The following is a 6,233-nucleotide window of genomic DNA, read 5'->3' as shown; positions in this document are numbered from 1 at the left end:
ATCTGTGTGAAGCTGCATTATCTCTTGTAAGATGCGACAAGGAATACAACGACTTCTATCACCTCAAATACAAAGAGGTAAACAGATACCAACATAAACGTGCACTCGCATTAACTGCCCGTAAACTTGTGCGATTAGTCTTTCGACTGCTGAAAGACAATCGTCTATATCGTCCAGCATAGTAGTATCACCTACTTGCTGATGAGTACGCCCTGCTCATTTAAAAATATGGTCGACAGGGCTTAGGTGGTCGTTTTTTCTTTTCGTGAAATATATCAAAAAATAAAAGAATTTTTATTCTTCTTCACTTGACATCACACCGCTGGACTTATCCAAAGATGCTATAAGACCACCTTGATCCAAAATTTCCTGCATCTTTTCAGGTAGCTTAGTACAAGAATATTCTTTTCCATTTGCTTTGATGATGCCAGCATTCAAATCCAGTTCCATTTCATCTCCGTCTTTTACTACATCATAAAGCTCTTTACTGACAATAACCGGCATGCCAATGTTTATAGAGTTTCTATAAAAAATACGAGCGAATGATTTAGCTATAACAGCTTTCACACCTAGTGCTTTTAGGACACTTGGTGCCTGCTCTCTTGATGAACCACAACCAAAGTTTTCATCTGCCACAACAAAATCACCAGGCTTAACCTGAGATGCAAAATCGCCATTTAGGGACTCAAATGTATGCACTTTCATTTCGTCTATTGTGGGAAAAAGTAGATACTGTGAAGCGATAATCTGATCTGTATCTACATCTTTGTGAAATCTAAATACCTTGCCCATATTTCCTCCTTTTACATGTTGTCACATTTTCTAGTTAATCTATTCTACCTTAATTCTTTAGCGATTTAAAGAGGTAAAAACTTTAAAAAATCATAAGATTGTTTTATTATATGTAAATATGATTTTTGATAGGAGTTAATAAATGAATTTAGTTTTAGTTGGACGAATCTTTTCAATTTTGGCTTGTATCCTTATGGTGTTAATCGGATACCTTAAGCACAAAAAAACAATCCTATGGGCACAGAACCTACAGTTTGTTCTTTTTTCTATATCCTACGCTTGCCTTGGTGGTATTGCAGCAGTTGTAGGAAACATGGTTAGCTTGCTTAGAAACCTTATCTGTCTTAAATGGAATCTTTCTGTTCCACTTCAGATTTTTTTCATTGGCTTTCAGGGAGTATTCACCTTCATAACTACTCAAAACAGATGGATTGATTGGCTTCCTTTTGCCGCAGCTACTATGATTACACTTTCACTTAGATCTAAAAAGGATTTAATGATAAAGCTTGGATGCATCGGCAGTATTCTTTGTTTTGGAACTTATGATTTCTTCCTTAAGAACTGGGTTGTATTTGCATTCGATGTTTTCTCACTTATCACAAGTTTAATTGGTGTATATAGAATTCTATTTGATAAAGAAAAAGAGGCCTTTTAAAAGGCCTCTTTCTTATTCTTCAACTTTTCTTGAAAAACCTATCATCAATACATCTTCCTTGTGTGGATGTTTCATAAGATGAATTATAGTTCTAAACTTTTGTGGAACACCTGCTACATTGTGCTCTACAACAACCTCTACCCTTTTTTTTCCTTTATTATAAGCTTTTAAAAGAGCAGGTCGTGTGAGATTTTCCTCATATACTTTATATGACTCTCCTACACATATTGCTAATGCATTGTGAGTCATATCATCAATAACACCTGCTGTAGGCGCATCAAAGAAAATCTCTGGGTTCTGATACATCATATAATAGCTATTCTTATACAGATTTCCGAACATTATCATGTCATATTCTGTCTTCATAGCTCTTAAAAGCAGGCTGTGAGTACTGAATGTTCCCTGCTTCTTAAGGAAATCATCATCATCAACCATAGGAGCATTGTCTATCATTGCAAGAACCAGGAAATCCTCTTTTTTGAGTGGTCTAGAGAATAAATACCCCTGAACTCTATCACAATCCATATTCTGCAAAAACTTAAGCTGCTCCATGGTTTCTACACCTTCAGCTATAGTTTTTAGACTGAGACGTCTTGCAAAGAAAAATACAGTTTCAAGGGTACCACGTCCCCTTTCATCCTGACAATTATCTTCCAAGAATGCTTTATCAACTTTCAAAAAACTAACTGGCATATTCTTTACAAACTGTAAGGATGTAAAGCCTGCACCGAAATCATCTATAGCGATTTTAACACCGGTGTCTGCGATGTTTGTAGCCCATTCTTCTATGGATTTTAAATTCTCCACAGCAAGGGCTGACTCTGTAATTTCAACCTCAAACATCTCTGGCTTTACTTTATATGTTGTAAGAATGGCTTGCAGCTTGCGGTAAAAATCTTTTTCTTTTACATGCCATCTAGAAAAATTGACAGCAATTGGAACTGCCTTATCTCCCATTTCATGGATAGTTCGACAGGCTTCCTCTGCCATATACCAATCTAAGATATTTATATCATCTGTCTTTTCAAGTCTCGGTATGAATTTGTCTGGGCTAATTATTTCGCCATTAGGCTTCACCCATCTAACAAGTGCTTCTGCACTAACAATTCTACCAGTACTGGCATCATACTGTGGCTGATAATACGCTTTGATTTCTCGATTTTCAATAGCATTTACTACTTTATCTAAGAAAGAAGTACTCATATAATCCTCAATTACTACATCCTAAGCATTAACTCACGATCAATAACTTCCCCATTTCGATAATAAACACGAGGAACACGCTTGCTAACTGCACAAGTTAATTCGTAAGGAATAGTACCTGCACAAGCAGCTAAGTCATCAATACTGTTCTTCTCCCCAAATATTTCAACTTCACTTCCTACATCTACAGTAGGCATATCTGTGATATCTATCATACACATGTCCATGCAAATTTTACCCCTAAGCTTTGCTGGACCTTCCTTTGTGTAAAGTGAACATTTATTAGAAAGACTTCTAAGAAATCCATCTGCATAACCATATGGCAAAACACCAATACGTGTTGGCTTGTCTGTAACAAACATTCCGCCGTAGCTGACAGCAGTTCCTTCTGGATAAATCTTGATTGTGCTGACAGTTGTTTTCATGGTCATGGCTGGACGAAGTCCCATCTGATGAGCAAACTCACCATAACCATATAATAGCAGGCCTGGACGCACCATGTCTAGATAGGTTTCTGGAAAACGAGCAACTGCACCTGTGTTTGCACAATGTCTAATTTTAAACTTGTGATTAAGCTGCTCTTCAACTGCAGAAATGACTCTGGTGAATAACTCAAACTGATGCTTTGTGTAATCATCATTGGCCTGACCAAACTCGTCTGCCTCAGCAAAATGAGTGAAGATTCCTTCTGCCTCAAGACCTGGCATCTTGCATGCTTCTACAATGCCGCTAACGCCTGTATCAAAATAACCGTTGTCGCAAAGGTATCCTAAACGAGACATTCCTGTATCCACTTTGATGTGAACTTTTAAAACGCCTCCTGCCTTTACTGCTTCTGCACTATACTCATCTGCCTTTGCCTTACAAGTGATGGCCTGTGTGATTCCATATTCAATAAGACGTGGAACCTGCTCCTTTGGAGTATGCCCCAAAATAAGAATAGGCATCTTGATGCCATTTACGCGTAGCTCTAATGCCTCATCTGCACTGCTGACAGCAAGATAATCAGCTCCCAATTCCTCAAGGAGCTGACTAACTTGAATACTTCCATGTCCATATGCATCGGCTTTTACTACGCCAAGAAACTTGACATCACTGCCTATTTTTTCACGAATCTTTTTGTAATTATATGCGATGGCGTCGAGATTAACCTCGGCCCATGTACGTCTAAGTGTTGATTCCATAATCGTATTGCTCCATTATCATTTAATGTTCAATACTATTATAGTCATTTATCTTAAAAACTAAAGTACTTTTGACAAGAAGTCCTGTAATCTCTGAGACTTTGGAGAATCGAAAATTTCTGCTGGAGTCCCCTCTTCTTTGATTCCCATTTCGTCGAAGAAAAGTACTCTATCTGCCACTTCTCTTGCAAATCCCATTTCGTGTGTAACAACTACCATTGTCATACCATCATCAGCAAGCTCTTTCATAAGATTGAGAACCTCACCAACCATCTCTGGATCTAGTGCAGATGTAGGCTCATCAAACAAAATAACCTCTGGATTCATAGCAAGTGTACGGGCAATTGCAATACGCTGTTTTTGTCCACCTGAAAGACTATCTGGATAAGTAGATGCCTTATCTGCAAGACCAACTCTTTCAAGAAGCTCTGCTGCTTTCTTATTTGCCTCTTCCTCGCTCATAAGACCAAGCTTTACTGGAGCAAGTGTAAGGTTCTTTTGGATTGTAAGATGAGGGAAAAGGTTGAAGTGCTGGAACACCATTCCCACACGACGTCTTACATCATTTATATCTACTCCCTTTGCGGTGATATCCTCGCCATCAAGATAAATCTTTCCGTCTGTAAGATTCTCAAGCTGATTTAATGTACGAATGAATGTAGATTTACCACAGCCTGATGGTCCGATGATAGCAATTACTTCACCCTTTTCAATCTGCATATTTACATTTTTAAGAACTTCATTCTTTCCAAATGATTTTGATAAGTTTTCTACTTTAATTAATACTTCACTCATGCTATCTCTCCTTAATCAGCCTTTCTTTCTGTTTTGCGTAAGCTCTTTTCCCATTTACCAACAAGCACTGTAAGCAACTCTACGATAATAAGGTAAACGAATGCTACAGCAACAAGTGGAATGAAAGCTTCGTATGTCTGGCTTCGAATGATATCTCCACCACGAGTTAAATCTGTAAGACCGATGTATCCACAAATTGATGTCTCTTTGATAAGCATAATGAACTCGTTTGCCAAAGCTGGAAGTACATTCTTGATAGCCTGTGGAAGGATGATAGCTGTCATTGTCTGCTTGTGTGAAAGACCAAGGCTTCGTCCTGCTTCCATCTGACCATTGTCGATGGACATGATACCACCACGCATGATTTCTGCTACATATGCTCCTGAGTTGATAGCAAAAGCAATGATTGCTACAAGCACCTTAGAAACATTAACTGACTTAAATACAACATAGTAAATAATCAAAAGCTGTACCATCATTGGTGTTCCACGAATGATAGTAAGATATACTTTACAAATTCCGTTAAGAATTACATGTGCTCCTGTTTTATCATATGAGACACGGATAATTGCTACAAAGAAACCTATAAGCACACCGATGATAACCGCACATAGAGCAATCACAAGTGTATTTCTAAGACCTGTTAAAAGATATTGATATCTTCCATCCTTTACAAAGTTTGCATAAAGCTTTTCTGTAAATGTCTGACCATCATCTGCAGCAGTAGCATCCTTAACAATCATAACCTGCTTTGATGTGATATATGATGTAGAGAAATTAATTGATTTCGCACGCTCTTCTGTCATTGTCATGCCTGCAATACCAACATCAGCCTTATGAGAGCTAACTGCATTGATAATTGAATCGAACTCCATATCTTCGATTTCGATGCTCATACCAAGCTTATCACCAATGGCATGCATAATATCCATATCAATACCAACTACTTCGCCACCCTCATAGTATTCATATGGCTTAAAAGTAGCATTAGTTGCAACTACGATTGTGCCATTGTCATATGTAACTCCTTCAGGTGACTCATATGGGAACTTGCCTTTTGTATCATCTCCAATGTAGTTAGAAATGATTTCATCCAATGTGCCCTCTTCCTGAAGCTCAGCAATAGCACCGTTAACCTGCTCTAAAAGCTCTTCATTATCCTTTGCAATACAGATTGCATATTCTTCCAATTTGAATGGCTCATCTAAAATAACAAGTGAACCTTCGTTTTCAACACTTGCAATTGCAGGCTGCTCATCAGCAATAACGCAATCAATCTTTCCCTGCTTTAAAGCCTGAACAGCATCAGTGATTTTATTGTAACGCTCAACTTCTGTTCCAGCCTCGTCTCCTTCGTAATCACTGGCATAAATGTCACCAGTTGTTCCAAGTTGAACACCGATTTTTGATCCTTCTAAATCATCGATAGATGAAATAGTTTTTGTGTTGTCAGCACTTCCACAGCCAATGAAAAGTGCTGCAAGCATACATGCAAGAATTGTAGCTTTCTTTTTCATATAATCCGTCTCTCTTTCGTATAATTATTCTTTAATAATGTATTTTTATACTAAGACATAATACCACATAATTATAAAAAATAAAGA

Annotated in this window: 6 protein-coding genes; 1 reads left to right on the top strand and 5 read right to left on the bottom strand. The window is 37.8% G+C overall.

Features of this window, described 5'->3' with window-relative positions; genetic code table 11:
- Positions 1–294: 294 nt before the first annotated feature.
- On the bottom strand, positions 295–792 hold the full coding sequence (locus BM102_RS12930; protein ID WP_090482561.1) for a LeuD/DmdB family oxidoreductase small subunit: 498 nt from the start codon (positions 790–792) through the stop codon (positions 295–297).
- A gap of 142 nt (positions 793–934) precedes the next feature.
- Between BM102_RS12930 and BM102_RS12925 the strand changes: the two genes are divergently transcribed.
- Positions 935–1,447, top strand: a complete 513-nt coding sequence (locus tag BM102_RS12925) for a YgjV family protein (protein WP_044937627.1) — start codon at positions 935–937, stop codon at positions 1,445–1,447.
- Positions 1,448–1,459: 12 nt separating this feature from the next.
- On the opposite strand, the gene BM102_RS12920 is transcribed toward BM102_RS12925, so the two are convergent.
- Genes BM102_RS12920 through BM102_RS12905 form a run of 4 tightly spaced genes read right to left on the bottom strand, consistent with a single transcriptional unit; the run spans position 1,460 to position 6,146 of the window.
- Positions 1,460–2,650 (bottom strand): EAL domain-containing protein, encoded by a 1,191-nt coding sequence (locus BM102_RS12920; RefSeq protein WP_090482559.1) that lies wholly within the window; start codon positions 2,648–2,650, stop codon positions 1,460–1,462.
- A 14-nt stretch (positions 2,651–2,664) separates the two neighbouring features.
- Positions 2,665–3,834 (bottom strand): alanine racemase, encoded by a 1,170-nt coding sequence (gene alr, locus BM102_RS12915; RefSeq protein ID WP_090482556.1) that lies wholly within the window; start codon positions 3,832–3,834, stop codon positions 2,665–2,667.
- Between the two features lie 60 nt (positions 3,835–3,894).
- Positions 3,895–4,629 carry an amino acid ABC transporter ATP-binding protein gene (locus BM102_RS12910; RefSeq protein ID WP_090482553.1) on the bottom strand — a complete coding sequence of 245 codons (735 nt, stop codon included), beginning with the start codon at positions 4,627–4,629 and terminating at the stop codon, positions 3,895–3,897.
- Between the two features lie 11 nt (positions 4,630–4,640).
- Positions 4,641–6,146: an ABC transporter substrate-binding protein/permease gene (locus BM102_RS12905; protein ID WP_090482550.1), complete on the bottom strand. Its 1,506-nt coding sequence runs from the start codon at positions 6,144–6,146 to the stop codon at positions 4,641–4,643.
- Positions 6,147–6,233: the final 87 nt, after the last annotated feature.

The organism is Pseudobutyrivibrio sp. JW11, from assembly GCF_900115355.1.
In the GTDB taxonomy this organism is placed as follows: Bacteria; Bacillota; Clostridia; order Lachnospirales; family Lachnospiraceae; genus Pseudobutyrivibrio; species Pseudobutyrivibrio ruminis.
This window is presented reverse-complemented; position numbering and strand designations above follow the sequence as displayed.